This window comes from Lacticaseibacillus manihotivorans DSM 13343 = JCM 12514 (assembly GCF_001435035.1).
Taxonomy (GTDB): Bacteria; Bacillota; Bacilli; order Lactobacillales; family Lactobacillaceae; genus Lacticaseibacillus; species Lacticaseibacillus manihotivorans.
Genome location: NZ_AZEU01000318.1, coordinates 1 through 2903 on the forward strand (window position 1 = coordinate 1; position 2903 = coordinate 2903).

The window sequence follows — 2903 nt, forward strand, 5'->3', positions numbered from 1 at the left end:
TCTCCTAGTGGGTCAGTCTTTTTTCTTAGTGTTCCACTTCAATTGTAAATTCAAGTATCCAAAAGTACCCAATTATAATGAAGTGTCAAGATACTGCGTGTTTTTGTGCAGATTCACTTCTTTGGATTATGGTCTCTATATATTCTCCCTGAGCTTTTGCAAATTTTGGAGGAATTGCATTTCCAATCATTTGAGCCAGCAGGGACTTAGACATACCTGCGAAAAATTTATAATCAGGCGGAAAGGACTGCAGAATTGCTGCTTCGCGAACAGAAATGCTTCTGTTCTGTGTTGGATGCAAGAATCGACCTTTTGATGGTGAAAGACATCCGCCAGTGATAGTTGGTGATGGTTTATCCCAATGCATTCTTCCATACACATCAGAGTATCCAACATTTTTTTCAAGTGGCACGGCAACCAGTATTTTTGTGGAAGGTCCTTGCGATTTCCTCCGTCTTTTGGAATTAGTTCGATAATATGCTGAATGTACTCAGTATGATGTGAATGGATTCGCTGAATGGGATCATTACTTACTTCAGGGGCAGGCAATGACCCAATCGCTTCTCTCACACTCTGATGTGGCACGTTCAAACTTTCCGGAAAATCGATTTCATGATTTTTTGACCCAATCAGTACCAGTCTCTTACGCGATTGTGGAACGCCAAAATCATTCACGTTGATTTTTTTAATATCTAGACAGTATCCAAACTCTTTCAACGTTTCTATCATCTTTGAGAATTGATCATAATGAAGAATTTGGGGTACATTCTCCATCATAATAAACTCTGGTTGAATTACCGAAATGGCACGGAGATATTCATTAATCAACTCATTTCGCTTGTCAGCGTATGCTTTGCGTAAATTATTACGATTCATTTGAGTAAAGCCTTGACACGGAGGACATCCGGCAACTATATCCACATGCCCCATGCCAGTGAAATCTTCGTCCGAAATATCCTGAATATCCTTGTTAATCATTGTGGTAGTGGGATGATTAAGCGTGTATGTTTGTGCTATTTTTTCATTTAGTTCAACCGCAAACTTCACTTTGATTCCTGCCTGTCGAAGGCCTTCCGAAAGACCCCCACACCCCGAAAACAGATCAATCGCTGTTATTGTCATATCATCACCTATGCAAATTTTCGTATGCCGCTTGTATTTCCTTTAGACTCTGACAGATAGACTTATACTCAATGGTGTCTTGGTGAGTCTTCACCCAATGTATACACAATCGCTCAATAAAGTTATAATATTGCGATGAATCAGGCTTCAGATCATCTACTTCAGTAGCAACAATTTTATGAAATACACTTTTTTTCTTGTCAGCTTCAAGTTGAACGTCAATTCCTGTAACCGAAATATATTTTCGTAAAAAATCTTCATCCCAGATAACATCCTCAGGGGTTGCACAAGGAAGATATTTAACACCTTGTTTACAAAATTTCAAAAATTTGGTCTGTGAATCGAGTCGAGCTTTGTCATCTGTTGATTGATTCTTGTCTCCTCTGGACCTCGAGGACGGAAACTTAATACTGGAAGAAATCTTTTGGCAAAGATTATCAATAAGCTTTTCATCCTCGAGCTGTGAAGCAGTGAGAGTGTCAACATCAACTAGCTTGGTTGGCTTCTGATCACCGTCGAGAAAATAGTAATCATCCCAGATTATGCGCTCGCTACTCGTTAATACATTTCGATTCATCATCGTATTTGCACCTGAAGTCAGCTTGTGAATCACCAAGTCCTGTAGATTCAATTCGGACTTCACAACGGAACGAAGTAAAATTTCGGATGCATTGTCTTCGACATAAACAACACACTTATCACTCAATGGCACTTCTAGCTCACCGAAAACAGTACTTGGAGAACATTCATTTAATAATAATGTATTATTAACATTATCATCATACTTAATGGCCTTAATTGCACGGTCGGGCAAACACGAGATAAACTTTTCAGAATGTGTTGAGATTACAACTTGACTCTTAGTAAATTTCACAATGGTCAAGATAAACTCAAGAAGTCGCTTTTGAGCACCAGGATAGAGTGAAGTCTCGGGCTCATCCAATAAAATTAGCCGCGATTCATCTTTTTTTAATGAACAAAGTTGATGCACCAATTTTATTACAGCAAATTCACCACTACCGGCATGGGCCTCTGTATACGTTAAATCGTGTTTCTTCACCAGTGCCGTGGTTCCCCATCCCCGGTAAAACCGATGATCTACAAGTTTACCTGATACATACTTAACACCTAAAATACTAGAAATAAAATGCAGCTCTTTCGGAGTTAAATCAACACACTCTTTATTCTGAGCTTTCGAACCCCGAGTATATATCTTATTTGGAGTATTCAGGACCTTTTTTAGAGTGGGGGCCTCCCGTCTAACATAATCATTCTTTGTCACTGATTTTAAGCCATCAATATTTCCAAAATAAAAAAATTTATCATACGCACTTAGTTCTTGTCGGAAATCGATGTATAAATTGTCCCATACGATTGGTGAAGATCTAACCATAGATTGCATCTTGTACATTTTTCGAGGCTTTTCTGTTTCCCAATAATCAGGATCCTTCCTTCGATGTGCAGTCCCAGGCCGAGATGAACGCTTCATCGCAACCTGCCCCTGGTTAGCTCCATTATGATATGTATACACAAAACATTGTGCCATATTTTTATCATTTTCATCTTTAATTGGATCCGTAGCACTTGAAAACCAATATTTAGCCGGGGAGTTTCCCTTCGGACATCCGTATAACGCATGGAGGATGGAGCTTTTACCGCTACCGTTTTTTCCCACAATTACCGTTACTGGAAAATCAAATGTTAATTTTCCGAATTCTTCGAAACTTTTATCCTGGATTATTCACCTCGGTATTTGGGACATGAAATCGCATCTGGCCGGT

2 protein-coding genes and 1 pseudogene are annotated in these 2903 nt (G+C 39.1%); all 3 read right to left on the reverse strand.

All coding sequences use genetic code 11. From position 1 onward, the window contains the following. Positions 1-85: 85 nt before the first annotated feature. Positions 86-367, reverse strand: a complete 282-nt coding sequence (locus tag FD01_RS16905) for a DNA cytosine methyltransferase (protein WP_338043386.1) — start codon at positions 365-367, stop codon at positions 86-88. 146 nt (positions 368-513) lie between these two features. Continuing rightward, positions 514-1122: pseudogene (locus FD01_RS15225) on the reverse strand (DNA cytosine methyltransferase); the annotation flags it as partial. Between the two features lie 4 nt (positions 1123-1126). Beyond that, positions 1127-2863, reverse strand: a complete 1737-nt coding sequence (locus FD01_RS15230; protein WP_318636190.1) for an ATP-dependent nuclease — start codon at positions 2861-2863, stop codon at positions 1127-1129. Between the last annotated feature and the right edge of the window lie 40 nt (positions 2864-2903).